Annotated in this window: 15 protein-coding genes; 8 read left to right on the forward strand and 7 right to left on the reverse strand. The window is 63.6% G+C overall.

Features of this window, described 5'->3' with window-relative positions; all coding sequences use genetic code 11:
• Positions 1–30: 30 nt before the first annotated feature.
• The 4 genes from sufD to NKH37_RS19710 all read right to left on the reverse strand — a co-directional run bounded on the left by sufD (position 31) and on the right by NKH37_RS19710 (position 4996).
• Complete coding sequence (sufD, locus tag NKH37_RS19695; protein ID WP_353041294.1) at positions 31–1299, reverse strand: Fe-S cluster assembly protein SufD; 1269 nt, start codon at positions 1297–1299, stop codon at positions 31–33.
• 43 nt (positions 1300–1342) lie between these two features.
• The gene (gene sufC / locus NKH37_RS19700; protein ID WP_353005491.1) at positions 1343–2098 is read right to left on the reverse strand and encodes a Fe-S cluster assembly ATPase SufC; all 756 of its coding nucleotides are present in this window, start codon (positions 2096–2098) and stop codon (positions 1343–1345) included.
• 30 nt (positions 2099–2128) lie between these two features.
• On the reverse strand, positions 2129–3646 hold the full coding sequence (sufB, locus tag NKH37_RS19705) for a Fe-S cluster assembly protein SufB (RefSeq protein ID WP_352857116.1): 1518 nt from the start codon (positions 3644–3646) through the stop codon (positions 2129–2131).
• Positions 3647–3832: 186 nt separating this feature from the next.
• Positions 3833–4996 carry a cysteine desulfurase family protein gene (locus tag NKH37_RS19710; RefSeq protein WP_353005492.1) on the reverse strand — a complete coding sequence of 388 codons (1164 nt, stop codon included), beginning with the start codon at positions 4994–4996 and terminating at the stop codon, positions 3833–3835.
• A 272-nt stretch (positions 4997–5268) separates the two neighbouring features.
• On the opposite strand from NKH37_RS19710, the gene NKH37_RS19715 reads away from it, so the two are divergent.
• Both NKH37_RS19715 and NKH37_RS19720 read left to right on the forward strand, forming a co-directional pair.
• The gene (locus tag NKH37_RS19715) at positions 5269–5943 is read left to right on the forward strand and encodes an alpha/beta hydrolase (protein WP_023717356.1); all 675 of its coding nucleotides are present in this window, start codon (positions 5269–5271) and stop codon (positions 5941–5943) included.
• A gap of 6 nt (positions 5944–5949) precedes the next feature.
• On the forward strand, positions 5950–6600 hold the full coding sequence (locus tag NKH37_RS19720; protein WP_023674682.1) for an FMN-binding negative transcriptional regulator: 651 nt from the start codon (positions 5950–5952) through the stop codon (positions 6598–6600).
• Between the two features lie 41 nt (positions 6601–6641).
• Here the strand turns inward: NKH37_RS19720 and NKH37_RS19725 are convergent, their stop codons facing one another.
• Together NKH37_RS19725 and NKH37_RS19730 are read right to left on the reverse strand one after the other, a co-directional pair.
• A complete protein-coding gene (locus NKH37_RS19725; RefSeq protein ID WP_023674681.1) occupies positions 6642–6974 on the reverse strand; it encodes a lipid-A-disaccharide synthase N-terminal domain-containing protein in 333 nt (110 codons plus the stop codon).
• The gene (locus tag NKH37_RS19730; protein WP_031211231.1) at positions 6967–7695 is read right to left on the reverse strand and encodes a glycosyltransferase family 2 protein; all 729 of its coding nucleotides are present in this window, start codon (positions 7693–7695) and stop codon (positions 6967–6969) included. The genes NKH37_RS19725 and NKH37_RS19730 overlap by 8 nt, the downstream gene beginning before the upstream one ends.
• A 386-nt stretch (positions 7696–8081) precedes the next feature.
• On the opposite strand from NKH37_RS19730, the gene tyrS reads away from it, so the two are divergent.
• On the forward strand, positions 8082–9335 hold the full coding sequence (gene tyrS / locus NKH37_RS19735) for a tyrosine--tRNA ligase (protein WP_352495789.1): 1254 nt from the start codon (positions 8082–8084) through the stop codon (positions 9333–9335).
• Between the two features lie 247 nt (positions 9336–9582).
• Here tyrS and NKH37_RS19740 read toward each other — a convergent pair whose 3' ends face one another.
• Positions 9583–12960 (reverse strand): hypothetical protein, encoded by a 3378-nt coding sequence (locus NKH37_RS19740; RefSeq protein WP_353005493.1) that lies wholly within the window; start codon positions 12958–12960, stop codon positions 9583–9585.
• A 96-nt stretch (positions 12961–13056) separates the two neighbouring features.
• On the opposite strand from NKH37_RS19740, the gene NKH37_RS19745 reads away from it, so the two are divergent.
• From NKH37_RS19745 to NKH37_RS19765, 5 genes are all read left to right on the forward strand, one after another.
• A complete protein-coding gene (locus tag NKH37_RS19745; RefSeq protein WP_023717351.1) occupies positions 13057–13524 on the forward strand; it encodes a peroxiredoxin in 468 nt (155 codons plus the stop codon).
• Between the two features lie 138 nt (positions 13525–13662).
• Positions 13663–14943: a M23 family metallopeptidase gene (locus tag NKH37_RS19750; protein ID WP_353005494.1), complete on the forward strand. Its 1281-nt coding sequence runs from the start codon at positions 13663–13665 to the stop codon at positions 14941–14943.
• A 224-nt stretch (positions 14944–15167) separates the two neighbouring features.
• Complete coding sequence (locus NKH37_RS19755; protein ID WP_353005496.1) at positions 15168–16604, forward strand: FAD-binding oxidoreductase; 1437 nt, start codon at positions 15168–15170, stop codon at positions 16602–16604.
• Positions 16601–17341, forward strand: a complete 741-nt coding sequence (locus NKH37_RS19760; protein WP_353005497.1) for a FadR/GntR family transcriptional regulator — start codon at positions 16601–16603, stop codon at positions 17339–17341. Before NKH37_RS19755 ends, NKH37_RS19760 begins: the two co-directional genes overlap by 4 nt.
• A 2-nt stretch (positions 17342–17343) precedes the next feature.
• Positions 17344–17781: a VOC family protein gene (locus tag NKH37_RS19765; RefSeq protein ID WP_353005498.1), complete on the forward strand. Its 438-nt coding sequence runs from the start codon at positions 17344–17346 to the stop codon at positions 17779–17781.
• The last annotated feature ends 77 nt before the right edge of the window (positions 17782–17858 follow it).

Raw genomic sequence — 17858 nt, forward strand, 5'->3', positions numbered from 1 at the left:
CTCATTCCGTCCAGCACCCCTCGGCCAATTCTACCCGTGCGTCAAAAACCAATCGTCGAGCCGTCGTTCCAGCGCCTCGACGATGGCCTCGTCGTCCAGTTCCTCGATCACTTCGGCGACGAAGGCCTTGACCAGCAGGCCGCGCGCGGTCTTCTCGTCGATGCCGCGCGCCATCAGGTAGAACAGATGGCTGTGGTCGATCTCGGTGACGGTCGCGCCATGGCCGCAAACGACGTCGTCGGCGAAGATTTCAAGCTCCGGCTTGGTCGAAAACTCACCGTCGTCCGACAACAGCAGCGTGTTGCAGGCCATCTTGGCGTTGGTCTTCTGCGCATATTGGTGGACGTTGATACGACCCTGGAAGACGCCGCGCGCCTTGCCGGTCACCACGTTGCGGATGACTTCGGTCGAGGCGGTGTGCGGCACGGCATGGTCGAGCACCATGGTGACGTCGGTATGGGTGTCGCCGGCCAAAAGATTGATGCCGCGCAGCGTGAAGTCGGCGCCCTCGCCGGTCGTCCTCACGACGACCTCCTGGCGCACCAGCTTGCCGCCGGCATTCATGACGAACAGCGTCAGTTTCGAATTCTTGCCGAGATGCGCCTTGAACTGGGCGAGATGTGTTGCCGTATCCGGCTGCTCCTGCACGATGAGCCATGTCACTTCGGCGCCCTCGCCAAGCACAAGCTGGCTGACCGAGCTGACCAGCGCCGCCCCCTCGCCCGCCTGGCGCTCGACGATGACAGCCTTGGCGCCGGCACCGACGCGGACGGCCAGGCGTACATGCGTCTGTCCACCGGCCTGCAAATTCTGCAGCTCAAGCGGCTTTTCCAGTTCGGCACCGTCGGCGATGTCGACGAAATAGCCGTCGGCGACAAAGGCGGTGTTCAGCGCGCCGATCGCGTCATCGGTGCCATAGGGATCCAACCCCGGCGCGATGCTGCCGTCGGTCAGCTTCTCCGACAGGCGCTGTACGGCGACGCCATCGATACCGGGCAGTTTCGCGCTCGAAACCCCGTTCAGGACCGGCAAAACCGAGGAGTCTTCGACGATCGGCGCAATGGCTTTCGCGACCGCTGCCGGATCGAAGTCCGGCACCGAGGTCAGCAGCCGGCGCAGGTCCGTATAATGCCAGGATTCGATGCGCCGCGTCGGCAGGCCGCCCTTGATCGCCTCGATGGCGTCGTCGCGCTTCAGCATCACCGCGCCGTCGCCGGGCAGCAGCGACAGCCGCTCGCCAAAGGCGTCGATCAGCGCCGTTTCGGCCAATGTTCGCTGGGGTGTCGTGTGCATGTTCATCAGTATCGCCTTGTTTGGCTTGCCTTCCGGGCCTGCTGGCATCTCACGCGGCTTGCCCGATCACGCCGGCATAGCCATTGGCCTCGAGATCGAGCGCCAGCGACTTGTCGCCCGACTTGATCACCTGGCCTCTGTAGAGCACGTGCACCGTATCCGGCACGATGTATTGGAGCAGGCGCTGGTAGTGGGTGATGACAACGATGGCCCGGTCCGGCGAGCGCAGCGTGTTGACGCCATCCGCGACGATCTTCAGAGCATCGATGTCGAGGCCGGAATCGGTCTCGTCGAGGACGCACAGTTTCGGCTCGAGCAGCTTCATCTGCAGGATCTCGGCGCGCTTCTTCTCGCCGCCGGAAAAACCGACATTGAGCGGCCGCTTCAGCATCGCCATATCCATGTTGAGCGAGGCGGCCGCTTCCTTCACGCGCTTGAGGAATTCCGGGATCTTCGGCGGTTCCTCGCCGCGCGCCTTGCGCTGCTCGTTCATCGCCACTTTCAGGAATTCCATGGTCGCCACGCCCGGTATCTCCATTGGATACTGGAAGGCGAGGAAGATGCCGGCGGTTGCGCGCTCGGCCGGATCCATTTCGAGGATCGACTGGCCGTTGTAGAGGATGTCGCCTTCGGTGACCTCATAGTCCTTGCGGCCGGCGAGGATGTAGGACAGCGTCGACTTTCCCGAGCCGTTGGGGCCCATGATGGCGGCAACCTCGCCGGCCCTGACCGTCAGGTTCAGGCCGCGGATGATCTCGGTGCCGTCATCGACGATGCGGGCGTGCAGGTTTTTTATCTCAAGCATTTTTTCTTTTTCCTGAAAATTCTTATCCGGTCAGCCGACCGAGCCCTCGAGGCTGATGCCGATCAGCTTCTGCGCCTCGACCGCGAACTCCATCGGCAGTTGCTGGATGACGTCCTTGACGAAGCCGTTAACGATCAGCGCGATCGCCTCTTCTTCCGGGATGCCGCGCTGCATGACGTAGAACTTCTGGTCCTCGGAAATCTTCGAGGTGGTGGCCTCGTGCTCGAACTGCGCCGTCGAATTCTTGGCTTCCATGTAGGGCACGGTGTGTGCGCCGCACTGGTCGCCGATCAGCAGGGAATCGCAATTGGTGAAGTTGCGGGCGTTGGTCGCCTTGCGGTGCGCCGAGACCTGGCCGCGATAGGTGTTCTGCGAAAAACCGGCGGCAATGCCCTTGGAGATGATGCGGCTCGACGTGTTCTTGCCGAGATGGATCATCTTGGTGCCGCTGTCGACCTGCTGGTAGCCGTTCGACACGGCGATCGAATAGAACTCGCCGCTGGAATCGTCGCCGCGCAGGATGCAACTCGGATATTTCCAGGTGATGGCCGAGCCGGTCTCGACTTGCGTCCACGAAATCTTCGAGCGATGGCCGCGGCAGTCGCCGCGCTTGGTGACGAAATTATAGATGCCGCCCTTGCCCTCGGCGTCGCCAGGATACCAGTTCTGCACCGTCGAATATTTGATCTCGGCATCGTCGAGCGCGATCAGTTCGACCACCGCGGCATGAAGCTGGTTCTCGTCGCGCTGCGGTGCCGTGCAGCCTTCGAGATAGGAGACGTAAGCACCCTCCTCGGCGATGATCAGCGTGCGCTCGAACTGGCCGGTGTTCTTCTCGTTCATGCGGAAATAGGTCGACAATTCCATCGGGCAGCGCACGCCCTTGGGGACGAAGACGAAGGAGCCGTCGGTGAACACCGCCGAATTCAACGTTGCGTAGAAATTGTCGGAGGTCGGCACGACCGAGCCGAGATATTTCTTCACCAGCTCCGGATGCTCGCGGATCGCTTCCGAGATCGAGCAGAAGATGACGCCGGCCTGCGCCAGCTCCTTCTTGAAGGTGGTGACGACGGAGACCGAATCGAACACCGCGTCGACAGCGACACGGCCCGACTTGTAGACATTGTCGCTGGCTTCCTCGAGCTCCGAGGCATCGGTCTTCTGCACGCCGGCGAGGATCTCCTGTTCCCTGAGCGGAATGCCGAGCTTCTCGTAGACCTTCAGCAGTTCGGGATCGACGTCGCTGAGCGAGGTCGGTCCGGGCGTGCTCTTGGGCGCCGCGTAATAGTAGAGGTCCTGAAAATCGATCTTGGGATAGTGGACGCGCGCCCATTTCGGCTCGTCCAGCGTCAGCCAGCGGCGATAGGCTTCCAGGCGCCATTCCAGCATCCAGGACGGCTCGTCCTTCTTCGCCGAAATGAAGCGGATAATGTCTTCGCTCAGGCCCTTGGGGGCCTTGTCCATCGCGATTTCGGTCTGGAATCCGTATTTATACTGGTCGACATCGATCTTTCGAACTCGATCGATCGTCTCCTGCACAGCAGGCATCAGCGTTCTCCATCCACGCCGGGGTCAAGGCCCGGCAGTTTTCAAACTATGGCACCGCAAGCGAGCACCCCTGGGCACCCGAAGTGGCGTAAGTTTCATATAGTGCGTTCATGCCGGAAATTCACCCGGCCAAATGCGAACGACGGCTCTACCAGGCCGTAAGGCCCAAATGTCACGTTGCCGCGCTCAGGCGGCCTTTTCCCTGTTTGCCCGCCGCGCGACGATCGTCGCCAGCGCCGAACGGAACAGCTCGATGTCTTCAGCGCCGGTCGCGTGACCGATCGACACGCGCAACGCGCCAAGGCTGTCGCCATAACCCATGGCCTTCAGCACGTGACTAGGCCCGACCTTGCCCGATGAACAGGCCGATCCGGCCGACAGCGCCACACCGGCCAGGTCGAAGGCGATCTGCGCCGTCTCGGCCTTGATGCCGGCAATAGCGAAGAATGTGGTGTTGGCAAGCCTTGGCGCGCCGGTCCCGAAGAATTCGGCATCCGGAACCAGCGTTTTCACGATCGCCTCGATTTCGTCGCGACGTTGCCGCACCGCATCGATCGTTTGCAAGCCGGCAAGCGCCTCACGCGCCGCCGCGCCAAACCCGGCAATCGCCGCCAGGTTTTCGGTGCCGCCGCGATGGCCCTTTTCCTGGCCGCCGCCGCTGACCAGCGGCTTCGGCATCATCAAGTCCGACGCCGCGACAATGGCGCCGACGCCCTTGGGGCCGCCGATCTTGTGCGAGGAGAGAATCAGATAATCGGCGTAACCCATTGACATATCGAGCGGAATGCGGCCGACCGCCTGCACGGCATCGACCACCAGGATGCCACCCGCCGCCTTGACGATTTCAGCAATGCGGCCAACCGGCTGGATCACGCCGGTCTCGTTGTTGGCGGCGTGGATGGCTACCAGCGGCAAGCCGTCGGCCTTGTCATGCGCACCGAGCGCTGCCGCCAAGGCGTCGAACCTGACGATGCCATCGGCGTCGACGCCGATCCGCGTCAGCTGCGCGGCCGGGAAGCGCCCGCCATTCAGCAGGCAAGGATGATCGGCCTCGGACACGTAAAGCCGGCTCATGCGGATGGCGCCGCGCCCCATATGCCAGTCCGGCGTCAGCAGCGTCGAGGCCGCTTCCGTAGCGCCGGAGGTGAACACGACATGCTCTGCTTTGGCGCTGACCAGTCGTGCCAGGTCGCGCCTAGCATCCTCGATCAGCCGCCGTGCAGCGCGGCCCTCGGCATGGACCGAGGACGGGTTGGCGGCGACGTCGAGCGCAGCGACCACGGCCGCGCGCGCCGAGGCAAGCAGCGGCGCGCTGGCGTTGTAGTCGAGATAGGCGCGTGCTCCGGCCATTTCCGTCCAACTGGTCCCTTCAAAAGCCGTTTCGCGAAGATAGCGCGTTATTTCCTTGAAATTGCAAGGCAAGACGTCCTATTTACGCGGCTTGCGGCGCGGGTGGCCGAGCCACAATTTTTTGGCCGCCCAGTTTTGAACAATTCTAAACTAGCTTCTAGAAAGACGCTCGCCCTGCGTCAAGGCCTAGGGAAGACTGGGGCCTAGGGAAGACTGGGCCAGAGGAAGAGTTGTTCCGGGCGCCGCGCAGTTTATGCCAAGTGGAGTATTTCATGCCTGAGGTCATTTTTACCGGTCCGGCCGGCCGCCTGGAGGGTCGCTATCAGCCCTCGAAGGAAAAGAGCGCGCCGATTGCCATCGTCCTGCACCCGCACCCCCAGTTCGGCGGTACGATGAACAACAAGATCGTCTACGACCTCTTCTACATGTTCCAGAAGCGCAATTTCACCACGCTGCGCTTCAATTTCCGCGGCATCGGCCGCAGCCAGGGCGAATTCGACCACGGCACCGGCGAGTTGTCCGACGCCGCCGCGGCGCTCGACTGGGTGCAGTCGCTGCATCCGGATTCCAAGAGCTGCTGGGTCGCCGGCTATTCGTTCGGCTCGTGGATAGGCATGCAGCTTCTGATGCGCCGGCCCGAGATCGAAGGCTTCATCTCGATCGCGCCGCAGCCCAATACCTATGATTTCTCGTTCCTGGCACCCTGCCCGTCGTCCGGCCTGATCATCCACGGTGACGCCGACAAGGTCGCGCCGCCCAAGGACGTGCAGGGCCTGGTCGACAAGCTGCACACGCAAAAGGGCATTACCATCACCCAGAAGACCTTGCCCGGCGCCAACCATTTCTTTGCCAACCATGCCGAGCTTCTGATCGAGGAATGCGCCGACTACCTCGATCGCCGGCTGGCCGGGGAATTGTCCGACCCACGGCCGAAGCGGCTGAGATAATCGGCGATGTACCAACCGCCTCACTTCCAGGAAACACGGCAGGACGTCCTGCACGGGCTGATCCGGGCGCATCCGCTTGGCCTGCTGGTGTCGAACGGCGTCGAGGGGCCGGTCGCCAACGCGATTCCCTTTCTTCTAGACGCGGATGTGCCACCGAACGGCAGGCTGCGCGCCCATTTGGCCAAGGCCAATCCGCAATGGCGGCTTTTGGCCGACAATCCCCTGGCGCGGGTGCTGGTCGTCTTCCAGGGCGCCGATGCCTATGTGACGCCGTCCTGGTACGAGACCAAGCGTGAAACCGGCAAGGTGGTACCGACCTGGAACTACGCCATCGTCCAGGTGCGCGGCATCGTCACGGTGATCGAAGACCAGGATTGGCTGGCCGAGCAGATTTCCGATCTGACGATGTCGCAGGAGGGCAGCCGCTCGGCGCCGTGGGCGGTGACCGACGCGCCGGCACCCTTCATCCAGTCGCAGATCAAAGGCATCGTCGGCCTAGAGATCGAAATCACCGAAATCAGCGGCAAATGGAAAGTCAGCCAGAACCGCCCGGCCGCCGACCGCGTCGGTGTCGCCGAGGGGCTCGAGAGCGAGACTGCCGATTCGGCCGATATGGTCCGGCTGGTAAGGTCCTACGGCGGGCTGGACGGCCAGTAATCTGGATTGCTTGCTCGACCGGTTTCAGGCCGGTCGAGGGCTCAATCGACCTTCGTCATCGCCGCCTTGCGCTCGTTGGCGATCAGCCAGAGATTGCGGATATAGATCAACAGGCCCATGGCCTGGCCGGCGATGAACACCGGATCCTGACGCTGGATGGCGTAGATCAGCAGCAGGCCGCCGCCGAACAGCGAAAAGAACCAGAAGGCGATCGGCACGACGCTGCGCTTCGCCTTTTCCGACGCCACCCACTGCACCAGAAAGCGCATGGTGAAGAAGAACTGGGCGACGAAGCCGAGCAGAACCCAGGCATCGAATTGCTTGACGAAAACATCGTGAAGCCAGGTCGCCAATTCCTGAAGCACGTTACCCATGCCTGATTTCCTCTACTTTGGGCATTCTGCGGCGCCTGCGGCGCAGCCACCAGACGCCGGCAAGATCAAGCACGCCCTGCAGGCCGCGATCGAAGATGCCGTAATTCGATTTGCCGTGACGGCGGGAGCGATCGACGACGTCGCAATGGACGACGCGGTAGCCCTCCTGGATGACCAGCGCCGGAACAAAGCGGTGGGTGCCGTCGAAGAACGGCAATTTCCTCAAAATGTCGGTATGGATCGCCTTGAGGCCGCAGCCGGTATCCCGCGTCTCGTCGTGCAGGATGGCCTTTCTCAGCCCGTTGGCGAAACGCGACGCCAGCTGCTTGATCTTGCTGTCGCGGCGCTTCAGACGCTGTCCCTGCGCGGCCCCGACATCGGGACCAGCCTGCCGCAGCGCGTCGATCAACACTGGGATATAACCGGGGTCGTTCTGGCCGTCGCCGTCGATGGTGGCGACGATATCGCCGCGCGCCGCCCAGGCGCCCGAACGCACCGAGAGCGACTGGCCAGCGGATTTCTGATGCCTGAGATGGCGCAGCGGAAACCGGCGAAGCGCTGCTTGTGCGGCAAGCACCGAAGGCGTGTCGTCGGTCGAGCCATCGTCGACGACGATGACCTCGAAGTCGCGCCCGGCCATCGCGGCGCCGATCTCGTCGAGCAGAAGCGGCAGGTTCGCCGCCTCGTTCCGGCAAGGAATGACGATGGATATCTCCGGCATCTCGACTCTGTCATAGGATATGGCATTCGATCGATGCCGTGCGGTCCAGCGGATGAGACCCGTTGGCGGCGCCTCATTACGCCAGCCGAAACGATGACGCAAGCAGGCCGCACGCTTGGGGTTCTCCCTTCTCCCCTTGTGGGAGAAGGTGGCCGCGCGAAGCGCGGTCGGATGAGGGGTGTTCCAGCTTGGCAACGACGGCACTCCGTCCAACACCCCTCAACCGTCTTGGCGCTGCGCGCCAATCCACCTTCTCCCACAAGGGGAGAAGGCAAGAGGGTGACGCAAAACCGGATTCCACTTTTGCTGATCGCGCTTGAGTGCTAAACGCCCGCCTTCATGCATAGCCGAGCCACGTTCGGCCGGAAGCCTTTCAGGAAAGAAAAATGTCCGCCTTCAAATCCGATTTCCTGCGCACGATGAGCGAGCGCGGTTTCATCCACCAGACCTCGGACGATGCCGCCCTCGACCAGCTTTTCGCCACGGAAACGGTGAGCGCCTATATCGGCTTCGACGCGACCGCCAGGAGCCTGCATGCCGGGTCGCTGATCCAGATCATGATGCTTTACTGGTTGCAGCAGACCGGCCACCGGCCGATCGCGCTGATGGGCGGCGGCACCTCGATGATCGGCGATCCGTCGTTCAAGGACGAGGCGCGCAAGCTTTTGACGCCGCAGGACATCGAGAACAATCTGGCCGGCATCCGCCGCAACTTCATTCCCTACCTCAAATTCGGCAGCGGCCCCAACGACGCCGTCATGATCAACAATGCCGACTGGCTGATGGATATCAACTACGTCAATTTCCTGCGCGATGTCGGCAGGCATTTTTCGGTCAACCGCATGCTGGCCTTCGATTCGGTCAAGCTCCGGCTGGACCGCGAGCAGTCGCTGTCGTTCCTCGAATTCAACTACATGATCTTGCAGGCCTACGACTTCGTGGAGCTCTACAAGCGCCTCGGCTGCCGGCTGCAGATGGGCGGCTCCGACCAGTGGGGCAACATCGTCAACGGCATCGATCTCGGCCACCGCATGGAAGGCGCGCAGCTTTATGCGCTGACGACGCCGCTGCTCACCACTTCGTCCGGCGCCAAGATGGGCAAGTCGGCCTCGGGCGCGGTCTGGCTCGATGCGGAGATGTTGAGCCCGTACGAGTTCTGGCAATATTGGCGCAATACCGAGGATGCCGATGTCGGCCGTTTCCTGAAGCTCTACACGACCTTGCCGCTCGCCGAGGTCGCGCGCCTCGAACGGCTCGGCGGCTCGGAGATCAACGAGGCCAAGAAGATCCTCGCCACCGAAATCACCGCCATGCTGCATGGCCGCGAGGCGGCGGAGGAGGCCAGCGAAACGGCGCGCAAGACATTTGAGGAAGGCGCGCTCGCCGAAACACTGCCGACCGTCGAGGTGGGCAGGGCCGAGCTCGAAGCCGGCGTCGGAATATTGTCGCTGTTCGTCACCGCCGGGCTGGCTGGGTCAAACGGCGAGGCGCGGCGGCATATCCAGGGCGGCGCCGTGCGCCTCAACGACCAGCTCGTTGCCGACGATCGCAGGATGGTGACGCTGCAGGATATGGGCCTGGAAAATGTCGCAAAGCTGTCGCTCGGCAAGAAGAAGCACGTTCTGGTGCGGCCGGTTTGACGCGCAACCGTTGGTGCCGGCGGGACAGCGCCCCCCTCTGTCCTGCCGGACATCTCCCCCACAAGGGGGGAGATCGGCTTTCGCGCCGGCTTTCGCCAATCTACAACGTTGCAGGAAGAGCGCAGCGTGGAAGCTGCCAATCTCCCCACTTGTGGGGGAGATGTCCGGCAGGACAGAGGGGGGCGCGAAGGATCACTACAGAGCGTCGGTGTCCACCCGCCTACCCTGCCCGCCTACCCTGGCCGCCTCACCGATACTCGAAGATCGACCGGAATATCCCGGGCGCGATCACCGATAGCGGATTGACCTCCAGGTTGGGCTTGTTGGCGTTGCCCTTGAGCCTGTAGGTGACGCCGATCAGGCCGCGGTCGCGGCCGTTGCCGAGCAGCTCGCCGATCAGCGGCAGTTCGCCGAAGATGCGGTTTACGCCGTAGGCCGGCATGAACGTGCCGGTGATGTCCATATTGTTGTTCTGGTCGTAGAGCGTGCCCTGGAAGGTGGTGCCGATGCGCGAGCCGCGCAGCACGCCGTTGCGCAGCTTCAGATAGCCGCTGCCCTTCTCGATTTCGCTGAAACCGCGCTCGAACTTCACCCTCGACGTGTCGAGATTGCCTTTGACCGCCTCGTTGAGGCTACGGCTGTCGCCAGCCGGCGTCGTCGACACGATCGAGGCGAGCTTCGGCTCGTTGACGATAAAGAAGTTCTTGGCGTCGACTTGGCCTTTCATCGGCCCGTCGCCGGCCCCGGTGAGTGCCAGCGTGATCGAGCCGCCTTCCATGTGCTCGTAGATGTTAAGGAAGCGCAGTATGGCACCGGCATCGGCCGACTTCATGTTGAGCGCGCGCAGGCCGCCGCCGGTCGTATTGCTGATGGTGATCGCGGCTCCCGAATCTGCCGTGGCGCTCACCTTGAGCCCGTTCACCCTGGAGCCGGCGGCGCTGTAGTCGAGCTTCAGATTCGATAGCACCTCGTCATGGAAGCCGGTCAGGGAACTGACGTCGGCGCTGACCGAGATCGTATCGACGCCGGTGGTCTTGGTGGCGGTGTCGACGTCGGACGTGAATTGCTTGATCAGCGAGCGTGCGTCCAGCGCGCTGCCGCTAACCTCGACCGCATAGGCCTTGCCCGACCGCTTCACCGAGACGGCGACGTCGTCGCCCCTGTTCAACGTGACCTTGCTGAACCGGGCCGAGGACAAGGCGCCGTTGACCAGCACCGCGCTGCCGTCGATGGAGAAGGTCTTGCCGTCGAGTTCGAAATTGGACAGCGTCGTGGTGTCGCCGGTCTTCGCCATGGCGAAGGTGACCTTGGCGGGAATGCCGGGGCCCTTGCTCCAGCCGGCCCAGGGAATGTCCAGCCTGGCATTGGTCAGGTCGGCCGACACGTTCTGGTTGCCGGTGCCGCTCTTGTCGATCGCCACCTTGATGGTTCCGGAAAGCAGCGTCGACAGGCCAGGCATGGCGGTGGCGCGGGTCTTGTCGTCGAGCACCAGCGCTACTTTACGACTGCGCGGCGGGCCGCCATCCCTGAGCGGCTCGATCAGGTCGAGCTCGGCCGGAATGCCGTTGAGCAGCGCCTTGGCCGAGATCACCGCCCGGTCGGGTGCGACGGTGATCGAGCCGTCGGCATGGCTGACCGTCTGGCCCTCGAACGGCTTGGCCAGCGACAGGTCCTTGTAGTCGAGCGCCACCAGCCAATCGAGTTTGGAGGAGTCGACGCCGGACTGCAGCGGAATATCGGCCTTGACGTGGCCGGTCACCGTGCCGGACAGGTCGTCCGGCAGCAGGCCGACATGGCGCATGGCGTTGATCGGGTCATAAGATGCCAGTTCGGCGATCGCCGGCGCCTCGCCGGCGACATCGATGTCGAGCGCGCCGATCACCGGCGGATGGTTCGCCGCCTTGACGGTGAGCGTGCCGTTGCTTGCCGCCACGGTACGGCCGCTCGGCATATAGACGCTGCCCGAGGACAGCGCGACGTCGACGTCGTTGCCGTGGAAGCCGACAACGCCGACGGCATCGCGGATCGGCGGAATACGGCCGGCCGTGTCGAAGCGCGATCCTTCAACCTGGAATCGGCCGAAGACTTCATCGGCGGAAAGCGGCACGCCGTTGCCGAGCCGTCCGGGTACGACCTGGAATTGCAGGCTGCCATCGACGACGCGGCCGCCGAACAGGTTCTTAAGCACCCACAGCCTGGCATTGCGCGCCGAAAACCACGGCCATAATTGCTTGACGTGCGAGACCGGCATGTCGTGGACATTGAGCGCCACCGAAATGCCCGGCGCCTGGTTGGCGACGAATGAAACCGAAGCCGTGCCCAGCACTTCGCTGCCCGGTCCGGACCGGACGCCGATCTGCTCGGCGACCAGCTTTTGGCTCGTCGGCTGGTAGATGCCGGCAATACGGGCAATGAAGCTGAACGCCGGTTCCGGCGAATCCGACGGCGCCAAGGTCGAACCGTCGCTGGTCAGGTCGTAGCGATAGGATGGCTCCTCGCCCGCTGTGCCGGTCGCCGGCTTCGGCCCGATCGAACCGGCAAAATCGAAGGTCGAGCGGCCGGTCTTCACCAGCAATCCATCGACCTGGATCTTGTTCGAACCGGCGACGAGCGTTGCATCGAGATCGACGTCGGCCGGAAGCAGGCCGCGCGAACCGAGATCGAGCACCGATCCGGTCAGCGACAGGGCAGCGGTCAGCCGCGAGCCGTTGTCGCCGGCCGCTTCCGACCCCGCCAGCTTCAAGGCGATTGCGCCCAATTTGCCACCTGCAGCCGCAGTGTCGGCGTCGGCCGCCTGGATGCTGGCGTCCAGCGTGGTGATGCGTCGCGTCGCCGGATCGCGGGTGGCGGAAGCGGCGATGGTGAGCGCCCTGCCGTCGACATCCGCGTCGGATGAAAACTCCATGCTTCCCGGTCCTGACTGCGACACGGAGGCGTCGGCGATGGTGACCGACTTGACCGATCCGGTCTCGGGCAGTGCCAGCTCGACGTTGCGCAGATCGATCTGGCGCACCGAATCCTCGCGCACCGCATCGAGCGCGCGGTTGACGTTGGCGAAGACGGCGACGGAAAGTTTTTCCGGATCGATGAGACCGTCCTGGTTGCGCAGCCCGGCCGTCCAGTCGCCGCCGGACGGCATTGCCGCCATGACGATGTGCGCGTCGGAAATCCGGGCGCTGGTGAGCCGCACCTCGCCCGAAAGCAGCGGGATGAGCCGGATGCCGAAGCGGACCCGGCCGGCATCGGCCATCGGTTTGCCGTCGGCGGTCTTGAGGCTGACGTCGCTGACCTGCAGCGCAATGAAGCTCGACCCGTCAAGCGTCAGCCGGGCCGGCCCGACGGCAACATCGACATCGAAGCCGGCCAATTTCTCGATTGCCGTCTCGGCTTCCGCGCGAAGCCGCTCCGAGCCGAAACCGGACACGCCGATCGCATAGACACCGGCCGCAGCCAGCAGCACAAGGGCGACGAGGCCGGCAAACAGCCGCGCCATCAAACGAACGCCGCGACCGATCGACGCCTGGCCGAGCGGCGGGACGCGGCACGCGGACGGAAAGGTTCCCAGGTCGGTGATCTCGTCACGCCTGAACCTGATCTTCTCGTGCTGCGGTAGCTCCTGATCCACGCAATCTTCCGTTGAAACGAATTCGATCGTGGACGAATCCCCGCTCGACATTATATCGATGCAGCCTGGCGCGTAACCTCAAACAAGGGCATCGGTATGGCTGACCTCGACGTGGGCGATGTTGCGCCGCAATTCGATCTTCCGCGCGACGGCGGCGGTTCACTCAGCCTCGCCGCACTGCTGGGAAAACCCATCGTACTCTATTTCTACCCACAGGACGACACCACAAGCTGCACCAGCGAGGCGATCGGCTTTTCGCAGTTGAAGCCGGAATTCGAAAAGGCCGGCGCTGTCGTCATCGGGCTGTCGCCGGACAGCGTCAAGAAGCACGACAAGTTCAAGGCGAAATACGATCTGAGCATCGACCTGGTCGCCGACGAAGAGCGCAAGGTGATCGAGGCCTACCATTTGTGGGTCGAAAAGAAGCTCTACGGCCGCATTTATATGGGCGTCGAGCGGGCGACGTTCCTGGTCGGCCGGGACGGACGCATCGCCAGGATCTGGCGTAACGTCCGCGTCAAAGGCCACGCCGAAGCGGTGCTGGAGGCGGTTCGCGCCCTTTGAGAGCTGCGGCACGCCGCTACAATTCGATGCCCGTTTTGCGCGAATACCTTTGCCCGTCGTTCGGTCCGGCAAAACTTTGTTAACCCTAATAATGTGTAATCAGGCTCGTCGTTGGTGTCGTAACGAAAGCTTGGTCCCGTGAACGTAGCCAGTCAGTCAGCGGTCTTCGGCAGACGCAGAGAGCCCCACACCGTCATCATCGCCCGGGGCGACCAGATAAGGCATTTCACCATACGTCCGTGGCTGGCCGCATTTTGCGGCTCGGCGCTGGCGGCGATCGTCATTGGCTACCTGCTGGCGACCTCTTATCTGGTGCTGCGCGACGACCTGATCGGCGCCACGACGGCGCGGCAGGCGCGCATGCAGCAGGCCTATGAAGACCGCATCTCGGCATTGCGCGGCCAGGTCGACCGCATCACCAGCCGCCAGCTTCTCGATCAGCAGTTGATGGAAACCAAGGTCAGCGAATTGCTGGAACGGCAGAGCCAGCTCAGCCTGCGTCACGGCCGCCTCGGCCCGATCCTCGAACGAGCAGAAAATGAGGTCGCAACGCCGCCCGTGCCGACGGCAAAGCCGGACGAACATGCCGACGCGACCGGCAGCATCCAGCCGATGGCCTATTCCGTCGCCAGCCTTGCTGCCCCCCTTCCCAGCAACGACACGAGGCCGTTCTCGCTGTGGTCGACCCGCGCCAATCCGCTGCCGAGTGAAAGCGCGGCCGACCGGGCAGACAAGCTCTTCGTTTCGATCAACAACTCGCTGAAGACCATCGAGAGCCAGCAGCTCACCCGCATCGCGGCACTTGCCGACAATGCCTACAAGAGCGCCGACGCGATCTCGCAGGCGCTCGAGGCCGCCGGCCTGCCGGTCGACAGCGAATTCGAAAAGAGCGATGTCGGCGGCCCGCTGATACCGCTCGACAGTTCGTTGGTCTTTGACAGCAAGGTCAAGGAGTTGGACGAGGCGCTTGACGCGCTGGATCATCTGAAAAAGGAGGCGCGCCGGCTGCCGCTCGCCAACCCCGCCCCCGGCCATAGCGTCACCAGCCCGTTCGGCGTGCGCACCGACCCCATCCTCGGCACGGCCGCCTTGCATTCCGGCATGGATTTCAGGGCGCCGGTCGGCATGCCGGCCAAGGTCACGGCAGCCGGCGTCGTCGTCAAGGCCGGCTGGAACGGCGGCTACGGCCGCATGGTCGAGGTCGACCACGGCAACGGTTTTGTGACGCGTTACGGACATCTTAGCAAAATCGACGTCGCCGTCGGCCAGAAGCTCGATGCCGGGGACATCATCGGCAAGACCGGCAACAGCGGCCGCTCGACCGGCCCGCATCTGCACTACGAGGTTCGCCACAATGGCGAGGCGATCGACCCGCTGCGGTTTTTGACCGTCGGCAAGAAGGTCGAGCGGTATCTCTAGGAGCCGGGCTGCTCCTCAGACGACCCAGCAATTGAGCGGCATCGGGCCGGCGCAGCCAGGCCAAGGCGGCCTCACCTAAGTATCCTCGGGCGATCGCCCTTCGCTCTATTCTCCCCAGCAAACATTCGGCTCCAGCCCTTGAGGGCCTCTGCCCCACAGCGTTGACTCCGACGCAGTTGTAGGATGATATGTATAAGCCTATGCCTCAGTCCAGCAGGCTTGTAATGACCGTTCATGGTATCCCGCCTGAAATTCTGAATGCTCTGGAGGGCGCTGTCGGACAAAGCGGCGTGACCGCCGACGCTGCCGGCATGGCGAAATACCTTTTGGACTGGTCCGGGGATCATCGCGGCGGAGCCCTTGCGGTGCTGAAGCCTGCTTCCGTCAGCGAAGTCCAGGCTGTGGCGCGGCTCTGCGGCACGCTCGGGCTCGGAATCATCCCACAGGGCGGGAACACGGGGCTGGTGGCGGGTGCAATCGACATCGACTCCCGTGGCGCGGTGGTCGTCAGTCTGGAGCGGTTGAACGGCATCCGTCTCGTCGACGCCGACAATTTCGTCCTGCAGGCCGATGCCGGCTGCATCCTGCAGCACATCAAGGATGCGGCAGAAGCAGAGGATTGCCTGTTTCCGCTGGCGCTCGGCGCGCAGGGAAGCTGCCAGATCGGCGGCAATGCGGCCAGCAATGCCGGCGGCACCAACGTGCTGCGCTATGGCATGGCGCGCGATATCATCCTCGGCCTCGAAGTCGTCCTGCCCGATGGCGAGTTGTGGAGCGGCTTTTCCGGCCTGCGCAAGGACAATCGAGGCTACGACCTGAAGCAGCTCTTCATCGGCAGCGAAGGAACGCTCGGCATCATCACCGGCGTCGAGCTCAAGCTGTTTCCGAAACCGGCCCGGGTCGAGACCGCTTATGTCGGTCTCGTTTCGTTCGAAGCGGCCATCACCCTGTTCCGGCAGGCTCGCCGGGCCTCATCCGATCTGATTTCGGCCTTCGAGATCATTGGATCGGAGTGCATCGCGCTCGCGCGCTTGATCGATGCCAACATCGTTTCGCCGGTCGAAGCTCCCGTCCACGTGCTGATCGAACTCTCCGCAAGTGCTACGGTCGATCTGCGCTCCATGCTGGTCGATTTCCTGGCCGGAGCGATTGAGAGCGGTCTGGTTGCCGAGGCCGTCCTTGCTGAAAGCGTCGCACAGGCCAGGGCCTTCTGGGCGATCCGCGAAGGGCTGGTCGAGGGCCAGGCAAGACGCGGCTACCATGTGCGCACCGACCTTGCGGTCAGGATATCGGACATCCCTGCCCTCATCGATCAGGCCCGCCAATTCGTGGCGCTGGAACATCCTGGTTGGCTGCCGCAGGCCTATGGCCATGCCGGCGACGGCAACGTCCATTTCAACGTCCTGCCACCGCTTGGGCTCGCCGAGGGTGAAGCTCGTGCCCAGGGCGCGGAGATCACCGCCGGACTCTACCAGATCGTCGGCGCGCTTGGCGGGTCGATCAGCGCCGAGCACGGCATCGGCCGCACCCGTCATCGCACTTTCTGGGCCGGCCTGGCGCCTGCCCATCGCCGGCTCGTCACGGCGCTCAAAACAACGATCGACCCTCAGGGATTGATGAATCCCGGCTGCCTTCTGCCATCGACGGAGACCTTTCCATGAAGCAAAGACTGGCCGCTATCGGCACGGTCGAGGCGCTGCCGCATCGCGTCGCCGCATTCCTCAGCCGCGAGATCGAATCCGGCGAGCTCAATCCGGGCACGCGGCTGCCGACCGAGCAGCAGCTCTCGGAAAAATTCGGCGTCAGTCGCAATGTGGTGCGCGAGGCGATCGCTCAACTCAGGGCCGATGGCATGATCGAAGCCCGGCAAGGCGTCGGCGCCTTCGTGCTGGCGCCGGAGCAGCGCGCGTCGATCCGCATCGATGGCGAGGCGCTGAAAGCGACCGGGAATATGGAGCGGCTGTTCGAGCTGCGTTGCATACTGGAAGCCGAGTCAGCTGCGCTCGCCGCCGAACGGCGCGGACAGGAGCACCTCGACGCAATCAAGGCGGCGCTAGACCGGATGAGCGGCGAGGAGCGCTGGGAAGAAGGCAGCATCGACGCCGACCTTTTGTTCCATCGCGAGATCGCGCGGGCGACCGGCAACAATTACATCCACACCTTTATCTCCTTCGTTTGCGAGCAGATCCGCCGTTCGATCCACTACGCGCGCCTCACCAATCCGCTGCACGACCTGATCGAAGTCAATGTCGGGGAGCATGTGCGCATCTACGAGGCGCTGGTCGCGGGCGATCCCACGGCCGCCGAGGCGGCGATGCGCGCCCACATCGTCGGCGCCGCCGACCGCGTCGGCATCAAGCTGCCAGCATCGCGCGCCGCGCACAGCACAGGGAGGTAGCCATGCCGGTCGGAGGCGCATATGCGATTTCGGACGTCTGCCTGCTCGTCGAAAATATCGAGCGGACGGTTGAGTTCTACGTCGAGAAACTCGGCTTTCGCCTGCGGCGCCGCGCCGAGGGCTTTGCCGACTTTCATGGCGAGGGCGTCACGCTGGCGGCGTGGGAGATCGACCACATCAACCGGCACACCGGCGTCTCGAAATTGAGGTCGCCGCGCCAGGCGCACAAGGTCTGCGTGGCGGTCAGGCTAGGCGCGCCCGGCGAGATCGACCGGCTCCATGGCGAACTGGCAGCCAAGGGCGTGCCCTTCTACGGCCCGCCGGAGGATTATGTCTGGAACGCGCGCTGCGCATATTTCACCGATCCCGACGACACGCTTTGGGAACTATACGCCTGGCTCGACGGCGGCCCCGGCGACTATCACGACGAACAGCCGTAGACGACGCCGCGCCACGGGAACGGCGCGCAATGAAGAGACGAGAACGTCTTGCAACAGGAGCGAAAAATGAGTGGGAA

This window comes from Mesorhizobium sp. M1217 (assembly GCF_040318275.1).
Lineage (GTDB): Bacteria > Pseudomonadota > Alphaproteobacteria > Rhizobiales > Rhizobiaceae > Mesorhizobium.